This is a genomic window from Segeticoccus sp., from assembly GCF_035708005.1.
Genome location: NZ_DASSTI010000120.1, coordinates 1 through 24,373, shown reverse-complemented (window position 1 = coordinate 24,373; position 24,373 = coordinate 1). Strand labels below are relative to the sequence as shown.

22 protein-coding genes are annotated in these 24,373 nt (G+C 70.1%); 13 read left to right on the top strand and 9 right to left on the bottom strand.

All coding sequences use genetic code 11. The annotated features are described in order from the left end of the window. Positions 1–45: 45 nt before the first annotated feature. The 4 genes from VFL99_RS11775 to sqr are packed head-to-tail and all read right to left on the bottom strand — an operon-like array spanning position 46 to position 3,042. Complete coding sequence (locus tag VFL99_RS11775) at positions 46–882, bottom strand: universal stress protein (protein WP_325106567.1); 837 nt, start codon at positions 880–882, stop codon at positions 46–48. 32 nt (positions 883–914) lie between these two features. Then, positions 915–1,433 carry a DsrE/DsrF/DrsH-like family protein gene (locus VFL99_RS11770; RefSeq protein ID WP_325106547.1) on the bottom strand — a complete coding sequence of 173 codons (519 nt, stop codon included), beginning with the start codon at positions 1,431–1,433 and terminating at the stop codon, positions 915–917. Between the two features lie 27 nt (positions 1,434–1,460). After that, entirely contained in the window at positions 1,461–1,775 is a 315-nt protein-coding gene (locus VFL99_RS11765) for a TusE/DsrC/DsvC family sulfur relay protein (protein WP_325106546.1), read from the bottom strand. Between the two features lie 10 nt (positions 1,776–1,785). After that, positions 1,786–3,042, bottom strand: coding sequence for a type III sulfide quinone reductase, selenoprotein subtype (sqr, locus tag VFL99_RS11760; RefSeq protein WP_325106545.1), 1,257 nt, complete (start codon positions 3,040–3,042; stop codon positions 1,786–1,788). A 410-nt stretch (positions 3,043–3,452) separates the two neighbouring features. Here sqr and VFL99_RS11755 point away from each other — a divergent pair, with 410 nt between their 5' ends. The 5 genes from VFL99_RS11755 (at position 3,453) to VFL99_RS11735 (ending at position 7,560) form a co-directional block, all read left to right on the top strand. Next, positions 3,453–4,304 carry a peptidoglycan-binding protein gene (locus VFL99_RS11755; RefSeq protein ID WP_325106544.1) on the top strand — a complete coding sequence of 284 codons (852 nt, stop codon included), beginning with the start codon at positions 3,453–3,455 and terminating at the stop codon, positions 4,302–4,304. Positions 4,305–4,767: 463 nt separating this feature from the next. After that, positions 4,768–5,112, top strand: coding sequence for a hypothetical protein (locus VFL99_RS11750; RefSeq protein WP_325106543.1), 345 nt, complete (start codon positions 4,768–4,770; stop codon positions 5,110–5,112). Then, positions 5,072–5,977 (top strand): histidine kinase, encoded by a 906-nt coding sequence (locus VFL99_RS11745; RefSeq protein WP_325106542.1) that lies wholly within the window; start codon positions 5,072–5,074, stop codon positions 5,975–5,977. The genes VFL99_RS11750 and VFL99_RS11745 overlap by 41 nt, the downstream gene beginning before the upstream one ends. 80 nt (positions 5,978–6,057) lie before the next feature. Further along, positions 6,058–6,534, top strand: a complete 477-nt coding sequence (locus VFL99_RS11740) for a pyridoxamine 5'-phosphate oxidase family protein (RefSeq protein WP_325106541.1) — start codon at positions 6,058–6,060, stop codon at positions 6,532–6,534. A 150-nt stretch (positions 6,535–6,684) separates the two neighbouring features. Then, on the top strand, positions 6,685–7,560 hold the full coding sequence (locus VFL99_RS11735) for a universal stress protein (RefSeq protein ID WP_325106540.1): 876 nt from the start codon (positions 6,685–6,687) through the stop codon (positions 7,558–7,560). A gap of 544 nt (positions 7,561–8,104) precedes the next feature. Here the strand turns inward: VFL99_RS11735 and VFL99_RS11730 are convergent. Both VFL99_RS11730 and VFL99_RS11725 read right to left on the bottom strand, forming a co-directional pair. Beyond that, a complete protein-coding gene (locus VFL99_RS11730) occupies positions 8,105–9,631 on the bottom strand; it encodes an FAD-dependent monooxygenase (protein ID WP_325106539.1) in 1,527 nt (508 codons plus the stop codon). Then, complete coding sequence (locus VFL99_RS11725) at positions 9,628–10,236, bottom strand: hypothetical protein (RefSeq protein ID WP_325106538.1); 609 nt, start codon at positions 10,234–10,236, stop codon at positions 9,628–9,630. Before VFL99_RS11725 ends, VFL99_RS11730 begins: the two co-directional genes overlap by 4 nt. Positions 10,237–10,362: 126 nt before the next feature. Between VFL99_RS11725 and VFL99_RS11720 the strand changes: the two genes are divergently transcribed. The 3 genes from VFL99_RS11720 to VFL99_RS11710 all read left to right on the top strand — a co-directional run bounded on the left by VFL99_RS11720 (position 10,363) and on the right by VFL99_RS11710 (position 13,456). Next, on the top strand, positions 10,363–11,292 hold the full coding sequence (locus VFL99_RS11720) for a universal stress protein (protein ID WP_325106537.1): 930 nt from the start codon (positions 10,363–10,365) through the stop codon (positions 11,290–11,292). A gap of 126 nt (positions 11,293–11,418) precedes the next feature. Further along, positions 11,419–12,900, top strand: a complete 1,482-nt coding sequence (locus VFL99_RS11715) for a DUF4389 domain-containing protein (RefSeq protein ID WP_325106536.1) — start codon at positions 11,419–11,421, stop codon at positions 12,898–12,900. 34 nt (positions 12,901–12,934) lie between these two features. Then, the gene (locus tag VFL99_RS11710; RefSeq protein WP_325106535.1) at positions 12,935–13,456 is read left to right on the top strand and encodes a flavodoxin family protein; all 522 of its coding nucleotides are present in this window, start codon (positions 12,935–12,937) and stop codon (positions 13,454–13,456) included. A 149-nt stretch (positions 13,457–13,605) separates the two neighbouring features. On the opposite strand, the gene VFL99_RS11705 is transcribed toward VFL99_RS11710, so the two are convergent. Then, the gene (locus tag VFL99_RS11705; protein WP_325106534.1) at positions 13,606–14,574 is read right to left on the bottom strand and encodes a universal stress protein; all 969 of its coding nucleotides are present in this window, start codon (positions 14,572–14,574) and stop codon (positions 13,606–13,608) included. A 184-nt stretch (positions 14,575–14,758) separates the two neighbouring features. On the opposite strand from VFL99_RS11705, the gene VFL99_RS11700 reads away from it, so the two are divergent. The 4 genes from VFL99_RS11700 to VFL99_RS11685 are packed head-to-tail and all read left to right on the top strand — an operon-like array spanning position 14,759 to position 19,506. Then, a complete protein-coding gene (locus tag VFL99_RS11700) occupies positions 14,759–15,796 on the top strand; it encodes a zinc-dependent alcohol dehydrogenase family protein (protein WP_325106566.1) in 1,038 nt (345 codons plus the stop codon). Positions 15,797–15,838: 42 nt separating this feature from the next. Further along, positions 15,839–16,333, top strand: coding sequence for an Hsp20/alpha crystallin family protein (locus tag VFL99_RS11695; RefSeq protein WP_325106533.1), 495 nt, complete (start codon positions 15,839–15,841; stop codon positions 16,331–16,333). Between the two features lie 24 nt (positions 16,334–16,357). Beyond that, positions 16,358–18,145, top strand: a complete 1,788-nt coding sequence (locus VFL99_RS11690; protein ID WP_325106532.1) for a GNAT family N-acetyltransferase — start codon at positions 16,358–16,360, stop codon at positions 18,143–18,145. Positions 18,146–18,171: 26 nt separating this feature from the next. Then, a complete protein-coding gene (locus tag VFL99_RS11685; protein WP_325106531.1) occupies positions 18,172–19,506 on the top strand; it encodes a glycoside hydrolase domain-containing protein in 1,335 nt (444 codons plus the stop codon). Positions 19,507–19,576: 70 nt separating this feature from the next. Here VFL99_RS11685 and VFL99_RS11680 read toward each other — a convergent pair whose 3' ends face one another. Both VFL99_RS11680 and VFL99_RS11675 read right to left on the bottom strand, forming a co-directional pair. Next, the gene (locus tag VFL99_RS11680; protein WP_325106530.1) at positions 19,577–22,054 is read right to left on the bottom strand and encodes a cation-translocating P-type ATPase; all 2,478 of its coding nucleotides are present in this window, start codon (positions 22,052–22,054) and stop codon (positions 19,577–19,579) included. Between the two features lie 15 nt (positions 22,055–22,069). Beyond that, positions 22,070–23,056 carry a universal stress protein gene (locus tag VFL99_RS11675; protein ID WP_325106529.1) on the bottom strand — a complete coding sequence of 329 codons (987 nt, stop codon included), beginning with the start codon at positions 23,054–23,056 and terminating at the stop codon, positions 22,070–22,072. A 200-nt stretch (positions 23,057–23,256) separates the two neighbouring features. On the opposite strand from VFL99_RS11675, the gene VFL99_RS11670 reads away from it, so the two are divergent. Further along, positions 23,257–24,336: a zinc-dependent alcohol dehydrogenase family protein gene (locus VFL99_RS11670; RefSeq protein WP_325106528.1), complete on the top strand. Its 1,080-nt coding sequence runs from the start codon at positions 23,257–23,259 to the stop codon at positions 24,334–24,336. Positions 24,337–24,373 lie beyond the last annotated feature (37 nt).

Sequence of the window (24,373 nt, the reverse complement as noted above, 5' to 3'; positions counted from 1 at the left end):
GAGACAGGGACCTTGGACCCGCCCTCGGTGCGTTGGCGGAAACAGTCATCCACGGACGACAGCGACTGGGCGGTCCACGCGTGCGAGGAGGTGCTGGCTGACAGACCCGAGCAGCAGCCCGCGGAGTCCGCCGCGACCCCGAGTGCCGACCACGACGAGCTGTGCTCGTTCGGAGCGCAGCACAAGCGAGTCGACCGTCATACCGTGGACCAGCAGCTGCTGGACCTGGACGTCGGGGTAGAAGGCTCTCCAAGGCGCGAGAACGGCGGCCATGGCGTCCTTCTCCTCGCGCAGGAACGTTCGACGCAGCTCCTCTGTCGGTACGAACCGGTCCAGTCCCCCGTAGGGATCCAGCCACCATGCGTGAACGGCCGTGATACTAAGCCGTCTGAGGGAGGCTTGAGCGAACGCATACTGGGCCGCGGCGCCTGAAGGTGAACCATCCACGCCGAGGAGGATCCGGTCACGGCTGAGGGCGCTGCTGGGAGATTGGCGGACCACCACGCACGGACACTGAGCGTGTGCGGCAAGCTGCGTGGGCACCGAGCCGAGCAGGGCGCCGCGCACACGGCCGGCTCCGGTGGCACCGACCACGACGGTGTCAGAGGTACGCGACAACCGCACCAGCGCTGCCGCGGCGCCGGCGTGCGCACACTCCGCGGTGATGAGCACGTCGGGGGCGATCGACCGTGTCTGCTGGGCGGCCTCTCGCAGAAGCGGCTGGTCTCCCGTGCTCGCCATGCGCGCCGCGGGACCCCTGAATGGCCCATCGACCCCTCGGCGTGCATGCACCAGGTGCAGGGCGAGACCGCGTCGCCGCGCCTCGTCGGTGGCCCAGTCGAGGGCCGCCATGCTGGGCGGGGACCCGTCGATGCCGACCACGACTCGATTGATGTCGCTTGCCACGCCGCCGCCTAGATGAAGAGCAACTGGGCGCCCGCGGTCTTCTCGATGAAGTCGCTGGCGCTGATGATGCCCTCCACGCCGTCATAGAGGTCTTCCAGACGGAGCTTGTTCATGTCGGCGGACATCCGGCACGCCCAGAGGTGACCGCCGGAGGCGACGATCTGCTCGAGGAACTCAGGCACTTCGGGGACGTCGACGTTGGCGATCGAGCGGCGGAGGCGCTTGGTGGCCAGGGCCGTCATGCCCGGAATCCCTCCCAAGCCCTGGGGGAGGTGGGTGGCGGTGTTGCCCAGAGGCGTGAATCTCAACCTGCCCATCGTCCGCTTCTTGATCATGTCGAAGCCCCAGAAGGTGAAGAAGAGGTGGGTCTCGACGCCTTCTCCCAGAGCGGCATTGGCCAGGACGAGGCCGGGATAGGCCATGTCCAGGTTGCCCTTGGAGCAGATGATCGCCAGCTTGCGCTCGACGTCAGCGTCATCGTCGAACCGCGGAATCAGGAGGCTTGCGGTCTGGGTGTCGGTGCTCATCGTCGTCCTCCTTCGGGACCGGGCGTGTCAGACACAGCCCTGTGGCTTGGGAAGCCCGGCGATGTAGGCCATCTTCTTCGCCGGCTTCTGCGGGAACAGCACGAACAGCTGCTTGATGGGCACCCCACCGACGGTCGAGACGCGGCGCAGTGTCGGGGTTTCGTGCCGGTCGGCGTAGTCACGGCGCAGGAACTGGATCGCCTTCCAGTGCTCCTCGGTCAATGTGATGCCGAGTTGTCCTGCGAGCGTCTGCGCCATGTCCTCATCCCAGTCCTCCGGGTGGCTCAGGAAGCCTTCCTCGGTGACGTGGACGGGTCGGTTGTCGATGGTGATGACTGGCATGTTGGGCTCCTCAATGAACGGCTGGTGACGTCTCTGTCGGGCTGGAAGCGTGCGGGGACGGCACGGGCAACGGGTGCCCTGGGAGCAGCACGTTCCAGTAGAGCCACTGGAACGCCAGCTTTCCCACGTGGTTGGCTCGGGTCTCATCCAGCAGGCTCAGTGGTCCCACGTGCCTGAACGGGTACCGGCCCGGCAGGGGCTCGTGGTCGTAGTCGAAGTCGATCAGGAGAGCCTTGCCGCGGCCGGACTCGATGAAGCAGTTGGCGTGCCCGTCGAAGCACGCGTCGAAGGGGCGGCCACGGGCCAGATTGAGGAAGTTGTGGGTGAACACCTCGGCGGCGTAGTGGGCGACTGAGCCAGCCTTGGAGGTGGGCAGGTCCGCGGCGTCACCGATGGCGAAGACGTTTGGGTGAACCCGCGATCGCAGCGTGTGCGGGTCCACCGGCACGTAGTTCAGCTCATCACCAAGATCCGAGCGGCCGACGAACCCGGCGCCCATGTTCAACGGGACGGTGACCAGCAGGTCGTAGCCGACCTCGCGCTCGTCGTAGGAGACCAGTGTGCCCCGGTTCTGGTCGATGTGGTCCACGTAGAAGTCGGGTTCCAGCGCGATGCCGCGGTCGGCGAGCATCGAGCCGAGCCGCTGGGAGGCGACGGGCTTGGTGAAGGCACCGGACATCGGGGTGACATAGGTGAGCTGAACCCGGTCCCGCCGGCCCAGGCGCCGGAGCAGGTCGTCGACCAGGAAGGTGAACTCCAAGGGGGCGACCGGGCACTTGAAGGGGACGTCGGTGACGTGTACGGCCAACCGGCCCTCGGTGAACCCACGCAATGCCGACCGCAGCGCGTAGGCGCCCTCGACGGTGTAGAACTCGTGGACGCTGCTACGCCACCGCGGGCCGAGCATCCCCGGCGTCTGGTCAGGGCGCGGCTGGCAGCCCGTGGCGACCAGCAGGTAGTCGTAGGGGACGCTACGGCCGTTGGACAAGTGCACCGTCTGCGCGTCGGGGTCGACACCGTCGACCTCGCACTGCAGGAAGTCCACCCCCGGTCGCAGCAGTGCGCGCCGGGACCGCGTCAGGTGCCCGATGGCACGTGGCTGGAAGGGAACGAACAGGAACCCCGGTTGGTAGTGGTGCGTGTCGTTTTGGTCAATGATCGTGATGCGCCAGTCGTCGGGAGGCAGTTCGCGGGAGAGCTTGTTCGCCACGATCGTGCCCGCGGTGCCGGCGCCGAGGATGAGCAGGCGCCTCGGTGAGGTGTTCACTTTCCGCTCCTTCCGGCGGGAACACCTCGAAGACTGCCCCCGGTCAGTACCTCGGCACCCGGGCCCTTGGTCCCGCCACATGTCCGGGCAGTGGATGGAACCCCAGACGATGCATCGACGAGACCCGATCCCAGCCCGCAGCCGCAGCGGTCGGGTTCCCCTTGGCTGGGTCCCGACTGCCACACCCGGGCCAAAGGTCTCTGGTCAAGAACGCGGAGCGGAACGAGCGTTGTCCTACCACCTTCGTCAGTGGAAGTGCGCACCTCGGAGGCGACCATGTGCACGACCAACACCGTTCACCCACGGCGTTCTTCTTCCCGCGCGGTCACCATGGTGACCCTCCTCGTCGGCCTGGGCTTGCCCTGACGGTGGTCCCGCCGAGTATCGGCCCTTCCGCGCTGGCCGCGGCCGTGTCGTGCTCGTCAACGACGCCCGTTGCAGACCGGCCGGTCCTCCGGATCGGCGACACGGGCAGCTGCGTCCGCGTCCTCCAGCAGTCACTGATCAACCGCGGTTACTCCGTCGGCAGCTCCGGCGCGGACGGCATCTTCGGCAATGCCACCTACCTCGCTGTCCGGCGCTTCCAGGCCGACTATGTCGGTGTGTCCATCGACGGAATCGTCGGACCACAGACCTGGCGGACCCTCGTCTCGGGTGGCGCACGGTATCCCCGGAGTACCGGCCCGAACCGGACGGGCAGGGTGGTCCTGAGTTTCGACGACTGCCCAGCGAGCCTTGCGGCATTCCAGAGCGCGGTCGCGGGAGCCGAGCGACTCGGTATCGCACTGGTCCTCTTTCCCACAGGCCAGTGCCTCCAGTCGGGCCGGTTCAGTCCGTCGTACGCCCGCAGCCACGGTGCCTACGTCTTCAACCACACCATCAGCCACCCCGACCTCACGACCCTCAGTTACTCCGGAGTCCTCTACCAGCTCGGCGCTCCGGGCATCGTGACGACGTTCGGCCGCCCACCAGGCGGCAGCTACAACACCTTGACCGTCCTCAACGCTTACGCCGTCAAGGCGATGCGGATCTGGACCTGGAGCGTTGACACCCGCGACTGGACGGGCAAGTCCCAGTCCGAGGTCGTCTCATACGTCCTGACGAACGCTCGCGCCGGTAGCACGGTCCTCATGCACATGGGCTGGCACGCCTTCAACACCAGCGCGCTGTCCCAGATCAAGTCCGGCCTCGCAGCACGTGGCCTCGGCGTCTGCCGCAACCTCGGACCGACCGCGGTCGCGCCTGCGGGCGTCAACTGCTGAGCGCAGGCTCTCCGGCCCGACACGGGCGTGCGGGAGGGCCGGCAGGGCGGAAACACCGTGGACGCGATTGACCTATCGACATCACACCATCCCGTCGTGCGAGCCTCGTGACGGTGAGCCTGCTCTTGGCGGCCGGTGGTTTTCGGCCGAAACAGTGATCACCCAGCACGCGGCGTGCGCCCTGCAGCAACTCCACGGGCGCGGCGTCCACGGCATTGCCGGACTCCCGACGAAGAGTGCGCGGCTCGCGCCGCTCCGATGGACCAATGTCGTGGCTGGGTCACCAGCGGCACCCTCGAAGATGTACCCCACGCGCACGAATGGCTCCTCAATGCGTCCAGTGGGCGGGGTCTAAGGTCCCGCGCACCAAGGTGGTGCCGCGCTCTCCGCCGACCACGTCAACTGCTCCCATTTCGGTCCGCAGCGGGGTTCCTCGGCGCCAGACGGCTCTAGCATCGTGCTCATGGAAGGCCGACCCGCTTCGTGGCCGTCCATGACGGCTCTGGATCTCGAGGACCTGCTCGAGGAGCTTCGCTCTCGGGCGTCGGAGGCGCGGGCCAGACAGGACCGGTTGTCCGGGTTGTTGGACGCGGTGGTCGCGATCAGTGCGGACCTGGAGCTGTCCGAGGTGCTGGGGCGCATCGTCGAGGCCGCGTGCGCGCTGGCGGGTTCGCGTTACGGGGCCCTTGGGGTGTTGTCCCCGCATGGCGAGGAGCTGGCAGCCTTCACCACACGCGGTCTCAGCGAAGAGCAGCGACGGGCGATCGATGATCGCGGTGCTCGCTGTCGCCGCGGGGGTCACCATTGAGAATGCACAGCTGTACGAGCGCGCAAGCCAGCAGCGGCAGTGGTCGGAAACGATCAGTGAACTCACGCGGATCCTGCTGGAGAACCAGGAAGAAGGCCAAGCGCTCCAGCCTCTCATGCTGCACGCTGTGCGGACCGCGTCCGCCTCGTTCGTGGCGGTCGCCCTGGTGGACGATGCGGACGAGCTGGTGGTGTGCGCAGCGCATGCGGAACGAGAGGTGACGAGCCAGGACTTGGGGGCTGTGTCGGTGGGCAGCGTCCTGACCGGCTCAATGTGGCACGCCGTCCGGGAGGCGCGTCGCCCGCTTCTGATCCTGTCGGGGACGGATGAGGGGGACAAAGACGACCCGCAGGGCCCTCAGCTGCTCAAGGAGCTCAACGCGGACGGCCCCGTGGCGGTGTTGCCCATCTCCGTCGGCAGCGACGACCTGGGCCTGCTCCTGCTCGCCTGGGACGAGACGGTGGCCGGCGCACCGGATGAGACCTTGTCGGCGCTTGCCGAGTTCGCTCAGCAGACAGGTCTCGTGCTGGTCGCGGGGCGTGCCCAGCGAGACCGCTCGCTCATGGCGCTCTTGGGGGACCGCGAGCGGATCGCCCGCGGCATGCACAACCACGTGATCCAACGGCTCTTTACCACCGGTCTGTCCCTGCAGGCAGCTGACCGGCTCGCACAACATCCGCTTGTCCGTGAGCGGCTCGACCGCGCCGTTGACGACCTCGACGAAGCGATCCGTCACATCCGACACACCATCTTCGAGCTGCACCAGCCGATCCCCAGCGGTGGGGTGCGTGAGCAGCTGCACACCCTCGTCGAGAGCGCAGGGCCTGACGCGGACGTGCCCACCATGAGGGACCTATGGCCCTGACCGCACCGACGGTGGCCGAGGCAGTCTGGACTTGGCGTAGCGAGACCCCGCCACCGCTTGGTCCCGGGAAGGAGGACACCATGTCAACCTTCATCAGCCCGCAGAACAGTGCGGTCGGCACGGATCACCGCGGCTCCCTCGTGTTGCCCCAGGCCGCGTGCCTGCAACGTGTGGCGGCAGTTCCGGTCGGGCGTGTGGGTTTCCGCAGCGGCGGTGACGTCTTGATCCTGCCGGTCAACCACCTCGTCAGCGGCACCACGGTCGTGTTCCGCACGGAGTGGGGCGCCAAGGTCGAGGCACTCTCGGACGGAACCCCGGTGTCGTTCGAGGCCGACGCCTTCGACGCGCGTTCTCGAACCGGGTGGAGTGTCCTCGTGAAGGGCACCGCCGAGTGGGTCACGGACGACTCGGAGTGCCAGGAACTCGACCGACGCGCGGGCGCCAGTTGGCTCCCGGCGGGTATGGACCCGGTCTGGATCAGGATCCGGCCGGAGGAGATCACCGGGAGGGAACTGGGCCCGCTCGAGCCAACGGCGGCCCCTGCCACACCTGCGTGAACGAGGCCTGCACGTCAAGACGCGGTCTGCGAGGAAGACGCGGTCTGCGCGGCCGGCAGCCTACCGGCACCTCGTGACCGAACGGCCTGTCCACGTGGGCGCAACGCGGGGATGATGGTTTCCAGTCCGATGGGAGCAAGGAGGCACGCCATGGTTCACTTCCCTGCCGGAAGCGTCGTCGTAGGCCTGGACGGCTCGCCCTCCAGCGACGCAGCCCTGATGTGGGCGGTGGAGGAGGCGGTCCGACGCACCATTCCGCTGCACCTGATGCACGCGCGTGCGGACGAGGGCTGGTGGATCCGCTCCGGCGCGTTCCCACCTGCGGAGCTTGAGGACCGCCCCGACCCCGTCCTCAGTGCTGGGCTCCTGCTTGCCCAGGAGCGAGGCCCGGACCTCGACCTTACCTGGGAATCGGCCGACACCACCGCGGCGGCCGCGCTCGTGGCGCGGTCCAGCCGGGCCGACCTGGTGGTTGTCGGCAGCCGAGGCAGGAGCGCGCTCCGCGGGGTCCTGCTGGGCTCGGTGTCCCGACAAGTCGCCGCGCACGCCGAGTGCCCCGTCGTCGTGGTGCACGACGAGGCGTACCGGCTGCGGGAGCAGGGCCGCATCGTGGTGGGGGTGGATGCCTCCGCCACCTCCTCGCGAGCCGTGGAGTTCGCGTTCGCGCACGCCGCAAGACGGTCGATGTCCGTGACCGCGGTATACGCTTGGTGGAGCGACGCCGAGGAGGACCTGTCCCGGTCCGACGACGAGCGGGCGGACGTCTTGGTGAGCAAGCAGCAGCGCATGGTGTCGAACGCCTTGGCGGTGTGGCGGGAGGAGTACCCGAACGTTCCGGTGCGGGAACGGGTCGTGCGGGCTCATCCGGCGGACGCGCTCGTCGCCGCGTCGGCGGCCGCGCAACTGCTTGTCGTGGGTAGGCGCGGATCTGGTGGGTTCCGCGGGCTGGTCCTCGGTTCGGTCAGCCACAGCGTGCTGCACCGTTCCCACTGCCCCGTCGCCGTCGTGAACCCTCGGCAGGAGTGAGGGGCAACCGGTACGCGGAGGGCCGGCTCGTCGAGTAGGGGCACGATCGAGGACAGTGCCGAGATGAGGGCTGGGTTGTTGGTGGTCTCGGTGCGCAGCACCCGCACCCGCGGGTTGCGGTCGAGCCACGCGTAGAGTCGGCGGACAGGGCGCCAGCCTCATCCAAGCCGAGCACCCCCGTCGGAGATCATCTCGCTCCAGACGCCCAGCCCGCTCCGGTGGATGAGCCGGGCCAGCGCGGCGTCGGGGATCCGCCCGACCCCCAGCTGCAGCACCGCCTCGTTCGCGATGCGCCCGGCGACCAGTTCGCTGGTGCGTGCGAGAGAGTCGGTGGCCGATGCGGCGGCCGGCGGCGGAGGGACCGGGAGTGTGTCAGCGTCCCCCCAAGGGACGGCGCACCCTGCGCCGCACTCATCTCGCCCGTCGGTCGGGCGCCGGCACAGGGTTGTTGGTCCCAGTGCCCGCGCTTTCAACCCTGCCACGACCTGCACGGACGTCGCGGTGAGGTCTGCGGAGAAGCGAAGTGCGGTGCCAATGGCCACAACTAACTGGCCGCCACCAGGTCCAGCCAGACACGCAGTTTCTGGAGGTCCGCATCGGCTGATCGGTAGCCGACGTGCCCGTCGGGGCGGACGGCGACCAGGCCGTGGCCCGGGGTGCCGTCGAGACGGTGCACGCTCACCCATCGTCCCAGTGCCGCGTCCGGCAGCGTCGGCGCATCGCGGTCGAGCAGCAGGTGGATCCCCGGGCATGATGTCAGCGCATGCAGGCGGCGGACGCGACCCGCCGCGGTGACGTCCCGGTCCGGGAGCCGGTCGCCCGGTAGGGGGCCGTCCCAGAAGCGCCCATCCCGAACGGACAGGGGACTGTTCCGGTAGCGCACCCAGCGCTGGGACAGCAACCGGAAGACGGCCTGCATCAGCCAGCGCTGCTCCAGCAGGTGCGGAGCCACAGGCACCGCGACGGGCACCAAGCTGCGGCGGCCCCAGCGCGCCCAGATCGAGGTGGAGGCCTCCGCGAAGAACACCAGCCGAGTGAGCGCAATGACGTGCCGTGCCACCGGTCGCCGCTCCTCGTCGTAGGAGCGGAGCAGCGTGACCGCCGGTCGGTGACGTGCCGCGAAGGCGAGCTTCCAGCCCAGGTTCACGGCGTCGAGCAGCCCGCTGTTCATGCCCTGCGCGGCCGCGGGGGAGTGGACGTGGGCCGCGTCGCCGACCAGGAAGACCGGACCCCGCTGGAAAGTCTCCGCCAACCGATGCTGCAGCGCCACCACCGAGGACCACCGGCATCCGGTGACGGTCGCGGCCAGCCCCGTTGCCTGGACGAGCCGGTCGAGCGCCACCTGCGCGTCGCCCGTCGACGTGCCGCTCGCGTTGGCGCCACGGGTCGCGAGGAGCCGCCAGGGTGCGCCCTCACCGAGTGGGAACAGCCAGACCAGCCCTGGTTCCCCCACCGTGACGTGCAGCCGCCCGTCAGCCGGGAGGCCGTCGAGGTTCACGTCGGCCAGCACCACCTCCTCCTGGTGCAGACCTCCCACGAAACCGATGCCGGCACAGTGGCGCACCGTGCTGTCCGAGCCGTCACATCCGGCGAGGAAGCAGCTCTGGACCTCCTCGGTCCGGCCGGCGGCCCCGAGCAGCGCCCGGACACCATGCTCGTTGGCGATCGGGTGGAGCTCCAGCAGCGCGGTGCCGCGCTCGACCACCACCCCAGCCTCCTCGAGCGCACGGGTCAGCACTTCCTCCACGTCCATCTGCCGGATCAGGACCATCGGTGGGAAGGGCGTGCCCGGCAGGTCCACCTGCGCCAGCCGCGCCGAAACGCTGCGGGCACCGGCATACAGCTTCGCGGTCGGGGACACGTCGGCACGATCCAGCAGGCCCTCCGTCACCCCTAACGGCCGCAGGCTCTCCAACGCCCTCGAGTGCAGGATCATCGCCCTCGATGGGCGGAACGCCGTGGTCCTGCGCTCGACGATCCGCACGCGCGCGCCGTGGTGCCGTGCCATGAGGGCCGTCGCAAGCCCCGTCGGACCCGCACCGACGACGAGGACGTCCACCTCTCCGGTCATTCGGTGCCCGTGACCCGCCACCATGCCCCCGACCGCTCTGGGGCGATCCGCTCAAGGAGGGCGGGATCGGCGAGCAGCTCGTCGCGACGCAGGCCCGGGACCACGCGGTAGTGGATCGAGCCCGGCACGCTCACCAGCGCAAGCACCCACCACAGCGCCCGGGCGTACGCCTCCGCCAGCGCGGGCCGGTCCCACTCGTAGAGGCCGCGGTATACGCCGTGGGCGTCGGCGGCGAGCCACAGCTTGGAGACGTAGCCCGGGAATCCCACGAAGAGGAGGGTGTTGAGCAGGCTCTCCAGCTCGAAGAGGCGGTGCCCCACCCCCCGCACCGCCCGCAGCCGGAAGGCCACCACCAGGACACAGCGGTCCGTGTCCGCTGGATGGTCGACGACGGTTTCCCGGTAGACCCGGCCGGTCGTGCCGTCGGCGAAGCGGATGCGCAGCCCGACCCGGGTGCGCGACAGGCGCACCTCCCGACGTGCCAGCAAGCGCGCCGTCGTCGCTACACACCGTGCCACCGCAACCGCCGCGGCGCGGGGCCGAAGCGGCTCCCGCTCCTCGAACCGCTCGTATGACGTGCCCCGCGCGTTGGTCCTGCCGTCCATGACACCCACGGTCAGGTACCAAGGCCGCCCACGACAGAGGCCAAGGTCCCATGTGCCGGGACGGGACCATCGCCCCTACTCGTGCCGGATCCCGCGGTCAATGCTGACCTCGAGAGCCCTGTCGGCATGAGGAGGTGCCCGGTGCAGGCGTCCGCGACGAGTGCTCAGACGGTGGTGGCGGGATACGACGGCTCCAGCGGCAGCCGCCATGTCCTGGACACGGCAGCCCGTGCTGCCGTGACTCGCGCTCAGCGGCTCACCGTGCTGGCCTTGGCTCAAAGCTGGCTGGGACACGCCGAGTCCCTCGGAGCGGTGCGATCCACCGAACAGGACGCCCTGCGGCGGGCTGGCGACGCAGTGGACTGCGCTGTGGCGGAGCTGTGCCGCGAGTGGTCCGACCTGCCGGTGCGCTCGCAGGTGACCATGTCGCCGGCGGAGCTTCGGGACACCGAGGTCGCTCGCGAGGCGTCCCTGCTCGTGCTAGGCCGCACCGGACACCGGGGGCGCCGGGTTCTCAGCTGGGACGCGCCCAGTGCGGCATTGGCCCACGCCCTCGCGTGCCCTGTCCTCGTCGCCTCGCCCCTGCCGGCGCTCGTCGCGGCCGGGGACGGGGCCGGCCGTACTGGGAAGGACGGGGTCGTCGTCGGGCTGAAGGCCAACGCGGTCGAGCCCGCGCTCGAGGTCGCGGCCGCCGAGGCGTGGCACCGGCGCGGCGTGCTGACACTGGTGCACAGCCTGCCCCGCGTGACGCCGGCGAATGCTGAGGGCCCCGACCACGCGATGGACAGCAGCCGGGCTGAAGGAGGTGACATGGAGCGAGAGGTCTGGAGCTGGGTCACCGAGCGGCCGCACGAACACGCCCTATTACGTGGGCTGGCCTGTGAGCTGCACCTGGTCGTGGGCGACCCCGTCGACGCTCTCGTCCGCCACGCTGAGCCTGACTCCCTACTGGTCATCGGCGCGCACAGTCGGGGAAGTCTCTTGAGCACCGCTGTCGGCTCCGTGGGCAGGGGGGTCCTGGACCGGGTCTCGTGCGAGGTGCTCATCGCGCGGTGATCCCCGTGCCGCTTCGCACGTCGAACACGGTGAAGATTCAAACCTGTTGACGGGGGACCTTAGGCCCTGCTGCACCGGATTCAGGCCGGGAACGCTGGAGCTGCAGAGTTCAAGGAGGCGGTAGCCATGTCCACGTCCATTGACCGGCCGGCGTACCCGGTACACGTCGACGCACGGCTTGACCCGCAACTGAGCAGGGGCCTGTGGCTCGTGAAGTGGCTGCTGGTGATCCCGCACTACGTCGTCCTGACGTTCCTGTGGATGGCGTTCGTCGTCCTCAGCGTGGTCGCGTTCTTCGCGATCCTGTTCACCGGCCGCTATCCGCGGGCGATCTTCGACTTCAACGTCGGGGTGATGCGATGGAGCTGGCGGGTCGCGTACTACGCCTACGGCGCGCTCGCGACGGACCGCTACCCGCCCTTCTCGCTGAGTGAGGAACCGGACTACCCGGCCCACCTGCAGATCGAGTACCCGGAGCACCTCTCCCGCGGGCTCGTCCTCATCAAGTGGTGGCTGCTGGCCATCCCGCACTACCTCATCGTCGGGATCTTCGTCTCCGGGGGCATCTATCTCTCCCGAGCCATGGAGAACGACCCCGTGCCCTGGGCCTCCGGCGCCGCCCCGTGGATGTGGGGCAACGGACTGATCGGCCTGCTGGCGGTGATCGCCGCAGTCGTGCTGCTCTTCACGGGCAGCTACCCGCGCCAGTTGTTCGACCTTGTCCTCGGTCTGAACCGGTGGGTGGTCCGGGTCGCCGCGTATGCCGGCCTCATGACCGACCAGTACCCGCCATTCCGGCTCGACCAGGGCGGCGACGACCCCGGCACCAGCGTTCCGCCACCCGCGCCGCCGACGGCACCGGGATCCCACACCGCGACACGAGGTGACACGGCACACGGCAGCACGTCGCAGACCCCTACCAGCCGGTGGGGCACCGGGCGGGTGCTGTCGGTGGTGCTGGCCAGCGTGGCCATGCTGTTCGCGATCGGGCTGCTGGCGGGCGGGACGGCCGGGGCGATCGCGAACTCGACGATGCGGGACCACGGCGGCTTCCTGATGAGCGAGACCGGGCAACTGTCCACCGGCACCTACGCGCTCAGCTCCCCGACGATCGAGGTGCACAGCGCCGACGTCGTCCGGAACATGCCGCATCGCATGTTCGGTGATGCCAAGGTGACCGTCACGACACAGAACGGGAAGGCCGTCTTCGTCGGTCTGGCCCGTGCCGCGGATGCGGATCGCTACCTGGCCACCGTGCGGCACGCCAACGTGTCCGGCAGCTACCTGCACCCGACCTACCGCGTCAGCGCTGGCGGAGGTTCCGCCACCCGGCCGGGAGACAGTGACATCTGGGTCGCGAAGGCTTCGGGTGCCGGCACCCAGTCGGTGGTGGTCCCCGTCTCGGACGGCCGCTGGACTGTCGTGGTCATGAACGCCGACGGGAGTGCCGGTGTGGACACGACGATGAGCGTCGGCGCCACCGTACCGGGGCTCACCGCCCTCACCGCCGTGCTGTTCTCGGTCGGGGGCGCCGTGCTCGTGGTGTCGCTGGTGGTCCTCGCCGTCGCCGTCCGGGGCGCCGGCCGGTGGCGCGAACCCGGGCAATGAGCCCCACCGCTCCTTCACGGAAAGGAAGTTCGTCATGCCACACGCACTGGTCGTCTATGAGTCCATGTGGGGCAACACCGCCCAGGTTGCCCGCGCCATCGCCAAGGGCCTGTCCGAGATGATGGACGTGGACGTCGTCGACGTCCACGAGGCGCCGGCCGAACCCACCGCCGACGTCAGTCTCGTCGTCGCCGGAGGCCCCACGCACGCCTTCTCGATGAGCCGCCCCAAAACGCGGGCCGACGCAGTCCGGCAGGGGGCGCCCGAGCCGGACGTCGACCTTGGCATTCGTGAGTGGCTCGAGGCCCTTCCCTCCGGTGACCACCCGCAGACCCTCGCCACATTCGACACTCGCGTGGACAAGGTGCGGCACCTTCCTGGGTCAGCCGCCAGGAGCGCCGCGAAGACCGCACGTCGGCGCGGCTACCACGCGACCGCGTACGCACAGAGTTTCTACGTGCGTGACATGGAGGGGCCGTTGCTCGACGGTGAGCTCGATCGTGCCACCGCGTGGGGCCGCCAGCTCGCGGCGTCCATGGTCGCCGCGGCCCCGTGAGGACTGGGGGTGAGGAACCGCGGTGCGGGGCATCCCGGCCGTCGTTCCCGGGTCGCGTCTTGTCGGCGTTGGCTGTGGCGTCCAACTGCACGCCACGGCTTTGAGTCGCCGGTCATCGCGGCAGCCCGGACCAGCGCCGGGAGGTGCCGTCAGGACGCGGTGGCAGTGACGTCGTGGACCTGGATGTCGTGCAGTTCGGGCAGCTGGCCGCGCCGCACGACCGCCACCGGGCAGTGCGCCCGGTGCAGCACCTTGCGACTGACCGACCCCAGCAGCAGGCTCGAGAACCCGCCGCGACCTCGGCTGCCGACGACGAGGAGCTCGGCGCTGCGGCTGGCCTCAACCAGCGCATCCGCTGCGCGCATGCGCGCCAGCATCGGCTGCACCTTGACCTCGGGGAAGCGGGCCTTCCACCGGGCGAGGAGCGCCTCGACCGCGGACTGGGACTTGGCGTCGATCTCGTCCCAGTCGGCCGGGATGGCCGTGGGGAGGAACATGGGGTCAACCCACCATGCGTGCAGGGGAATCAGCGAGATGCCGCGCAGGGACGCCTGCTGGAAGGCAAGACCCAATGCGTCGTCGCACTCCGGCGAGTCGTCCAGTCCTGCAACGACGGACCCCGAGAAGCGGGCGTCGGACTCGTCCTTGGCGCGCTCGGAGTCCTTCACCGTAGGCACCACGATGACGGGACACTTTGCATGCGCGGCGACAGCAGCGGCGGTCGAGCCCAGCGCGCCGGCCACCGGGTGCCGTCCGTGTCCGACGACGAGCAGGCTGGCCTGCTCCGAGGCCGTCACCAGGCCCTCCGCGGCGGTGCTGCTGGCAAGTGTCGCGACGTACGGGATGCCCGGGTGGGTCTCGGCGACCCGCTGGCCGACCGCAGCTAGAACCGCCTCCGCGTTGGCTCGCAGGCTCCGCTGCGCGGTCTCAATGTCGCCGGCCGGCATCGGATAGCCCCACATCCACGGATACTCGGCCGCGGCGGAGTAGGCGTGGACCACGCGCAGTGGCAGTTGCTGCCGGGCGGCCTCCGCGGTCGCCCATGCCAAGGCCGCGTCGCTGTCGCGGTCGGCGTAGCCCACGAGGATCGGGCGCTGGTCTACGGATGACGTGCTCATGACTACTCCTCCTGGTAGGTGACCCCGACTCTGCTCCGCCGAGGTTCGCCGCGCCCGGGTCCTTGGTCCCTTGATCTCCCCGCGAGTCGCTCGCGGGACCAAGGTCACTGTCCGCTGCCCGGCCGTCGCGGTGTGATGAGGGCAGAGGTCACGGCTCGGTCGGGAGGCGCCGGTGAAACCACAGATGCGTGCGTGGAGCGTTATCCACCCAGGACCACTGAACAGTTCCCCGCTCGTCCCGGCCGAGCGACCGAAGCCGGTTCCCCGTGGCTCGGAGGTCCTCGTGCGGGTCCGTACCTGCGGCGTCTGCCGGACCGACCTGCACCTGGCCGAGGGTGACCTCGCGCCGCGGCAACCGTCCGTGGTGCCCGGACACGAGGTGGTGGGTGAGGTGGTCGAGCGGGGCCCGGCCAGCACACGACTCCCGCTCGGGGCGCGAGTGGGCATCGCGTGGCTGCGCCAGACTTGCGGGCAGTGCCGCTGGTGCCACTCGGGGCGGGAGAACCTGTGCCAGCGATCGCTCTACACCGGCTGGGACGCCGACGGCGGCTATGCCGAGTTCGCGCTCGTGCCGGAGGCGTACGCGTACCGCATCCCGGAGTCGTTCGACGACGTCCACGCGGCACCGCTGCTGTGTGCTGGCATCATCGGGTACCGGTCGCTGCGTCGGGCCAACCTGCCACCGGCGGGACGGCTCGGCCTCTACGGCTTCGGTGCCAGCGCCCACCTGGTGGCGCAGGTTGCGCTCGCCCAAGGAGCCGAGGTCCACGTGATGACCCGGGGTGAGCGCGCCCAGCTGCTGGCCAAGGAGCTCGGCTGCACCTCCGTGTCCGGACCGAACGGAACTCCTGCGGTGCCCTTGGACTCGGCCATCATCTTCGCCCCCGCCGGTGAGCTGGTCCCGGTCGCCTTGGAGGCGCTGGACGACGGTGGCAGCCTCGCCCTGGCCGGTATCCACATGAGCGACGTTCCGACCCTCGACTACAAGCGGCACCTGTTCCGCGAACGCTCCCTGTGCAGCGTCACCAGCAACACCCGCCGCGACGGAGAGGAGTTCCTCCGCCTCGCCGCCCGCCTGGGGGTCCGCGCGCACACCACGCTGTACGAGTTCGAGGACGCAGACCAAGCGTTGCGCCACGTCGCCGAGGGGCGCGGGGGCGCGGCCGTCCTGCGTGTCGCCGGTGACGTTCGCGACCCGACGCCGGGCACCACACCCACCTGACCTGTGACGTCCATTCCCGACCGATCGAATAGGAGAACCGTCATGGACACCCAGATGACCCGTCAACCCACTGAGCTCACCCCTGGACCTGAGCCCTCAACCGTGCTGCAGCTGCCCACGGCACGCGACCTGGCCCGGCTGTTCTGGACGACGTGGCCCTTCGATACCGCCCAGGGGAGTTCATCGGAGGAGGCGGCGAGCTCCCATCCGATCCGGCTCGAGGAGGCGGTGGAGGAAGGGCAGCTGGTGATTCGCGCCGAGTTGCCCGGTCTCGACCCCGACAAGGACATCGAAGTCGTGGTGGAGGACAACGCGCTGACCATTCACGCCGAACGCCACCAGTCCGTGGAGGACCGGGACAGCAACGGATATCGAACGGAGTTCCGTTACGGGCGGTTCCTGCGCCGGGTGCCGCTGCCGCCGGGGACCAGCGTGGAGGTCGTGTCCGCGTCGTACCGAGACGGCGTGCTCGAGGTCCGTATGCCCGCCGCGCCGCCACAGCACAGCGCACGTCGCATCGCGGTCGACCGCGGCTGAACTGTCGGGTGGGGTGGAAGCGCCGTGAGCGCCGTCGCTGCACCGCGGAGCCCGTCGCGGGTGTCGACCCGCGTCCTCGTGCCCGAGGGTTATGACGCCTTGGACGCCAACGGAAGCCCCCTGCACGTGCGGCCGGTCACCGCGGGCGATGTCCCGGCGCTCGCGGCGCTCTGCCACCACCTGTCGCCGCGGAGCCGCTACCAACGGTTCTTCGGCACCTCGTCGGTCGTGGCCGAGGGCTACCTCACGCGTCTGCTGACCGGTGAAGCCACCCTGGACGCGGTCGTCGCCGTGAGAGGCGGTCAGGTGGTCGGGGTCGGCTCCACACATCCGATGACAGTCCATCGGGCCGAGCTGGCACTCGTCGTCGATGACACCGTGCAGGCTGCGGGCATCGGGACACTGCTCGCCGAGGACCTCGTCGCCCGCTCCCTCGTCCGCGGGGTGCGGCAACTCTGCGCCGAGGTGCTGCGGACGAACGCACAGGTGCTGGACCTGCTGCGGCACCTGGGGCCCCCGACCGTGCCACGAGCCGAGGCCGACTCGCTGTCGATCCACGTCGGGCTAAGCGACCTCGCCGGTTACCGGCGTGCCGTCGCACAGCGAGACCTGTCGTCCCGTGCGCGCTCGGTCACCACTCGTCCGGTGCAGCTCTCCTCGGCGTCGCCAGCACTGCCCCTGCCGCTTACCCACGGGACCGGATACCTGCTGCCGCACGCGAAGCAAGCGCTCGCGCTGCAGCAGTCCCTGCGGCAAGCCGGACTGGACGTCGCCCTCGTCGTGCCAGCAGGGAAATCCCGAGTCCTGACCGCTCCGGACGTGGTCGCTGCCGCGGCCGGCGGCACCGGTCCCCGGGTGGCCGTGGTGGAGGCGCTCTCGGTCACGAACCCGTCAGCCCTCGCCCGCGTGCACGCCGCTTGCGGCGTGGCGTTGGTGGTGCTGGTCGACCCGATCGACGTGGACGCCGATCAGGTCACCAGCTGGTGCCGGCGGCACGGGGTCCGGACTGCTGACTCGGCTGCGGAAGCCGGCCGGGTGGCGGCGGATGCAGCACGCGCACGGCATACCGACCGTGCGGAGCACTTCGGACACGGCCTGGACGCACGCATACGGGGAGCGCTGTGCCACAACGATTTCGGACGTGCCGGCTGGATGACCTACACGGAGACCGCCGCACTCCTGCGCGCGTATGACGTCCCGCACGTGCCGGTTATCGTCGTCGACGACGCCGACACCGCAGTCGAGGCGACGTCGTTGCTGCGGCTGCCGGTGACCGTCACCGCCTGCCGGTCGGACGGCACACCCGATCCCCAGCCGACGACCATGCGGAACGTCCCCTCCGCGGAGCAGCTGCGCGCGGCCGTCGCCCGACGTGAGTACTGCGAGGAGGGGCTCGTCATCCAGAGCCAGCCGGGCTCCGACCTGGACCTCCAGCTCACCCTCCGTCGCCACCGGCGGTGGGGCGTCACCGCCGAACTCTCTTTCCTCCGCGATACCGGGGCGGAGCGTGCAACCCCTGTCGCGTTGTGCCTGCCGCCCGACCCTGCCGAGGTCACGGCGGCCATCCGTGGCCTCTGCTCGGCGAAGGATGGCGGGTGGCTGGCGAGAGCGACCCGCACATTGACCCAGCGCCTGCCGACCCTCCTGGCGCAGCTGTCCGAGCTCCTCGAGGACCGGGCGGACATCCTTCGTCTGGAGCTGGAGCTGGCGAGCACCCCGTCGGGGCACCTGCTGGCCTCCTCGACGAGAGCCGTGAGGGATGGCTCCGATCCCGACGAGGTCGCAATCCTGCGCGAGGTCCGCCGACTCTGACCACCGCCCATCACTCAGGAGGCGTCATGTTCCGTGTTCTGTCGATCCTTCCCGCGGGCCTGCTGGTGGGCAGCGCGCTGGTCACGTCCCCCACCGTGGGCAGCGCTCCGGTGTCCATCTCTACTACGGGTCCGGCAACCGCCGTGCACTACGCCCCGGCGGCCAGCGCCAGGCAGTTCAAGGGGCTGGCCTTCGACACCTGTGCCGCGCCATCCTTGGCCACCATGAAGGCGTGGACCGGCTCGCCGTACCGCGGGGTCGGCGCCTACATCGGCGGGGCGAGCCGCACCTGCCGGCAGGACAACCTCACCCGCGACTGGGTCACCGGCGTCACGGATCTCGGGTGGCGAATCCTGCCCATTTACAAGGGACTTCAACCGCCCTGCGGCGCCCGTCCCACGGATCCGAAGATCAGCCGTGACCCCGCAACCGCTCGGGCGCAGGGTGCGACCGCGGCCGACGATGCGGTACGCGCCGGAACCGTCCTGGGGATGGCCGGCGGCAGCGCCTTCTACAACGACATCGAGAACTACTCCACCACTGACACCACCTGCAGGGTCGCGGTGCTCAACTACGCCACGGGCTGGACCCAGCGGCTGCACACCCGTGGTTACCTCTCCGGGGTCTACGTCAACCTCTCCTCCGGGACCCAGCACCTGTCGGCCGCCTACTCCTCTCCTTCCTACGCTCGGCCCGACGCGATCTGGATCGCCCGCTACGACCTCGACCCGGCGCTGCGCGGGTGGGCCGGGGTGCCCGACACCCAGTGGCCGTTGGGTCAGCGGGCCAAGCAGTACCGCGGTGACCATGTCGAGAGCTACGGCGGGGTGTCCATGAACATCGACAGCGACCAGGTGTACGCGCCGGTCGCGACGGTCCCGAGGACTTTCCGGGTGACCAGCAGCGCCGCCCTGAACGGGCGCAGCGGCCCGTCCACGTCGTACCCGGTGGTGGAGACGCACCAGCCCGGGTCCGCGGTGTCCGTCGCCTGCCAGGCGGCGGGCGCCACGGTGGCGAGCACGAAGGTGTGGGACAAGCTGGTCAGTGGCGCGTACGTCACCGACTACTACGTCAGCACCCCGTCCCAGACGACGTGGAGCGGTGGGGCCCCGCCGTGCCGCTACCCCTACCAGGTTGCCCCCTCCACCGGGGTCAACACGCGCAGCGGCCCTGGGACGTCGTACCCGGTCACCGGGTCCCTCGGGGCCGGTGCGCTCGCCCGGGTCGTGTGCCAGCGGGCCGGCTCCATGGTCGGCACCACGAACGTCTGGGACCGTCTCGGCGACGGCAGCTACGTCACCGACTACTACCTCGCCACGCCGAGCAAGACCACCTACAGCAGCCCGCTCCCTCGCTGCTGAGCAAGGGACACGTCGCCAGCGTGTGCACTCGTCCGCTGGACAGTATGCCGTGTGTGGACGGCCGGCGCCTTCACCAGACCTGGGGCCGTAGCCGCCCAGAGACGATGGCGGTGAGGGCAAAGGCCCCGGCCACGAGCCCCCAGCCGACCGGGCTGACCGCTTGGGCCGTCAGGAGCAGCTGGAGGGGGTGGAACAATGCCGGCGCGAGGAGGAGGAAGCCGGCGGCGCCGAGGGAGAGCGGCAGCGTCAGTCGTTGCCGAGTTCGACGCCGTCCGCCGCGGGCCCGCACGCCCCAGCCGACGCCGAGCTGAGCGGCGCCCAGAGTGAACAGGACCATCGACTGGGTGAGCGGGGCGTCGACGACTCGTGCGGCGCCCAGGGTGACGAGGGCGATGAGCACAGCCAGCAACGACGTGCGCCACCACAGTCCGCCACCGAGCACGGCCTCCTTGGGGGATCGCGGGCCGCGGTCGAGCACGCCCGGATCGGCCGGCTCCAGCCCTAGGGCGGTGCCGGCGAAGGAGTGGGTCAGCAGATTGATCCACAGGATCTGCACCGGTAAGAGCGGCAGTCCCAGACCGAGCAGCGGCCCGGCGACCATGACGAGGATCTCGGAGGCGCCACCGCTGAGTCCGTAGGCGAGGAAGCGCCTGAGGTTCGCGTAGGCGCGTCGCCCCTCGCGGACGGCCACGACCAGGGTGGCCAGGTCATCGTCGAGCAGGACCAGGTCGGCGGCTTGTCGCGCGACCTCGGTCCCACGGCCGCCCATGGCGACCCCGATGTCGGCCTGCCGCAGCGCAGGTGCGTCGTTGACGCCGTCGCCGGTCATGGCGACGACGTGTCCCTGTGCCTGCCAGCCGCGGACCAGTCGGAGCTTGTCCTCCGGGGTTGTGCGCGAAATCACGCGCGCAGCGAGCAAGCCCCGCTCATCAACATCCTCGCTCCACGGTCCCAGGTCGACTGGTGGGCCCACCAGCCCCACGGCTTTTCCGATCGCTGCCGCGGTCGCAGGGTGGTCTCCGGTCACCAGCGCGATGTCGATGCCGGCGCCACGGCAGGTGTCCAGGGTGTCGCGGGCATTGCTGCGCGCCGGGTCCAGCAGCCCGACCAGCCCCAGCAGCCGAAGACCGCGCTCCTCGAGTCCTGCTGGAGCGTGAGCCTTCTGGGCGACCGCCAGCACTCGGGCACCCGCCGCGGCCATCTCGTCCGCCTGACGGCGGGCATCGGCGATCAGCGACGGTGGCTCGGTCAGCAGCTCAGGGGTGAGGACCTGCTCGGGTGCCCCCTTGCAGATATCCAACCGCTGCCCTGCACCGTCGACGTGCGCGGTGGTCATCCGCTTGCGGATGCTGTCGAACGGCAACTCGTCGTACCGGCGCCACCGCGAGCGCAGAACGGCGACGTCGACCCCCGCCGCGGCCGCTCCGCGCAGCAGCGCGACCTCCATGGGATCGCCGATCTCCTGACCATCGCCGTGGATCGCTGCGTCGTTGCAGAGCACCACTGCCTCCCACAGCAGCGTGGGGTCCGTCGACGCCGGCGACCAGTGCTGTCCGACACGCATCCGGCCTTCGGTCAGCGTCCCCGTCTTGTCAGTCGCCAAGAGGGTCACGGCGCCCAGTGCCTCGGCGGCCGACAGGACCCGCACCGCGGCGTGGGCCTTGGCCATCCGGCGGGCGGCCAGCGCCAAAGTGATCGTCACCACCGCGGGCAGCGACTCCGGCACCGCTGCCACGGCGAGGCTGATCGCGGTGAGCACCATGAGCTCCAGCGGTTCGCCCCGGAGCAGGCCGAGAACCAACACGCCAGCGCACAACCCCAGTGCGGCGACCGCCAAGGTGGCGGAGAGCCCGCGCAACCGGCGTTCAAGCGGAGTCGGCGTCCGGCGCCGCTGCACCATGGTGGCGATCCGTCCGAGCGTGCTCCGCGGCCCCGTCGCGGTGACGAGCGCCGACCCGCGGCCGTGGACGACGACCGTGCCGGCGAAGAGCTCACCCTCCCGATCGGGGCCGTCCGCAGCCGCCTTGTCGACCGGCGCCGATTCCCCGGTCAGCAGCGACTCATCAGCCCGAAGTGCGGCCGCCTGCAGCAGGCGGCAATCGGCCGGGACGAGGTCGCCCTCGGCGAGCAGGATGAGGTCGCCGGGGACCAGTTGGTCCGCTGGCAGGCTCTGCTCGCTGCCGTCCCGCCGCACCCTCGCCAAGGGAGTTGTCAGCGCCGCCAGCGCACGGACCGCCGCATCGGCGGTGATCTCCTGCCGGACGGCGAGGGTGGTGTTGATGACGATTACCGCTCCGATGACCATGGCATCGGTCCAGTCACGCGTGACAATGGTGAGAGCGACGGCGAACAACAGGAGCAGGACTAGCGGGTCGCGCGCGCTGGCCACCACCCGCTGCCAGAGGGCGACCGGTGGGGTCGCCGGGGGCTGGTTCGGCCCGTCTGCGGCCAGTCGAGCCGCCGCCTCGGCGTTCGTGAGGCCGAGCTCATCACGATCGTCAGCGCACCGTGAGGTCGTCGCGGATGCTACGGGACCGTTGACCGACACGACGCCCCTCCTTGGTTACGAGACCGTCAGCTGCTCCCGCGCCGGTGATTCCACGTCCAGGTCCTCCAACCCGGCACTGGGCACCCGGCGGACCACTGCGACAGGGCAGGTCGCGTGCACGAGCACGTCGCGGCTCACCGATCCGAGCAGGAGGTCGCTGAATCCTCCATGTCCGCGGGTGCCGACGACCAGGAGCTCTGCGCCACGCGAGATCTCCACCAGCGCGTCACCAACGGGTAGGCGCGCAAGGGCACAGGACAGTTTTACGTCGGGGTAGCGAGCCATCCAGTGCCCCAGCCCTAGGAAGTCCTGCCGGCCGCGCTCACCGCCGGACACGTCGAATGCCAGCGTGACGGGATCCTGCCCGGAGACCGGCCGCCACCACGTCGCGTGGACCACCAAGAGTGGCACGCGTCGTGCGGCTGCCTGCACGAAGGCGCACTCCAGGGCGCCGGCGCACTCGGGTGAGCCGTCCACTCCCACGACCACTTTGCCGGCTCCCAGCTGACGGTGGTCGTCGTCTGGGGCCACCGGGGAGACATGCTCGCCAGCCACGGCGGGGACCATCACCAGCGGCGCCTGGGAATGCGCGGCGACCGTGAGCGCTGTGGACCCGTGTGCCATGGACCGCTCCGCGGCGCGCCCGACCACCACCAGTCCGGCATGGCGAGAGGACTCCACCAGGCTCGCACTAGGCGACACCGACACGAGCGCCGAGCTGAGTGGCAGTTCCGGCCAACGGGTGCGTACTCGTTCCAGCGCGTCCTCGAGAATGCTGCGGGCGTTGGCGCGCATCATCGCCCCGAAGTCACGGGCGTCGTCGATCGGCAGCGGGACCCCCCACGCCAACGGGGAGATCGGGTCCGGGCAGTAGGCGTGGATCACGCGCAATGGCACGCCGCGCCGGCCCGCCTCCGCGGCGCCCCACTGCAGGGCCGCGCCGCTCGTTTCGTCGCGGTAGCCGACCACCACGGGGCCGCCACCGGAGAGTGCACCGCTCATGACCTGCTCCATTCCCTCGTGCCTGTCTCCGAGTGTGCTCGGCGGCCGGGTTGAGCACCCGGGCCCTTCGTCCCGCTATGGACGGATGACGACGGGGAATGGCGAGGAGGTGGGACCTTCGTCCCTGACCGGCAGGCCGCTCAACGGCAAGAGTGGGACTTGGCCCCACGCCTACGAGCGCTGGGCAGGGAGCAGCGCTCGTGGGCCTGGGCATCCAAGCTGGCAAGAAGGAGTGCGCGATGAAGGCGATGGTCTACCAAGGACCCGGGAAGCGCGACTGGCAGGAGGTGGCGGATCCCACGCTGAGGGACGACACCGACGCGATCGTGCGCGTGGACGCGGTCACGATCTGTGGCACCGACCTGCACATCCTCAAGGGCGATGTTCCCGAGGTACGTGAGGGGACGGTGCTCGGCCACGAGGCCGTTGGCACCGTCGAGCAGGTCGGCAGTGGTGTCAAGAGCGTGCGCCCCGGCGACCGGGTGCTGGTCTCCTGCATCTCATCGTGCGGCCGCTGTGAGTTCTGCCGGCGGGCACGTTACGGCCAGTGCACCGGTGGCGGCGGGTGGATCCTCGGGCACACCACCGACGGGGTCCAGGCCGAGCAGGCACGGGTCCCCTTCGCCGACACTTCCACCTACCAGGTTCCCGCGGGCGTCTCCGATGAGGAGGTGCTGATGCTGGCGGACATCGGCCCCACGGCATACGAGGTGGGTGTGCTCAACGCGGGGGTGACGCCTGGGGAGTCGGTCGTCGTGGTGGGTGCCGGACCGATTGGCCTCGCGGCGGTGATGGCCGCCCGGCTGTTCAGCCCCGCCCACGTGATCGTGGTCGACCCGGCCACGTCGCGCCGCGAGGCGGCGCTGCGCTTCGGCGCGGACGCGGCCCTGGACCCGGCGGAGGCCGACGTCGCTCGGCTGCGCGAGCTCACCGATGGCCGAGGCCTGGACGTGGCCATCGAGGCCGTCGGCATCCCGGAGACCTTCGAGCAGTGCGCGGCGCTGCTGCGTCCGGGCGGTCGGCTGGCGAACGTCGGCGTCCACGGGGCGCCCGCCCAGCTGCACCTGGAGCGGTTGTGGATCCGGGACATCACCGTGACTACCGGGCTGGTCGACACGTACTCGATGCCGACCCTGCTGCGGCTGCTGGCACGGCGCCAGATCGACCTCCGTCCGTTCGTGACCCATCGGTTCGGCCTGGACGACTTCGAGCAGGCCTACGCCACCTTCGGCGACGCCGCGCGCACCGAAGCGCTCAAGGTCGTCCTCTCGAGGAGCTGAGCAGGCGAGGAGCTGAGTAGGCGCCGATGGCCGTGGA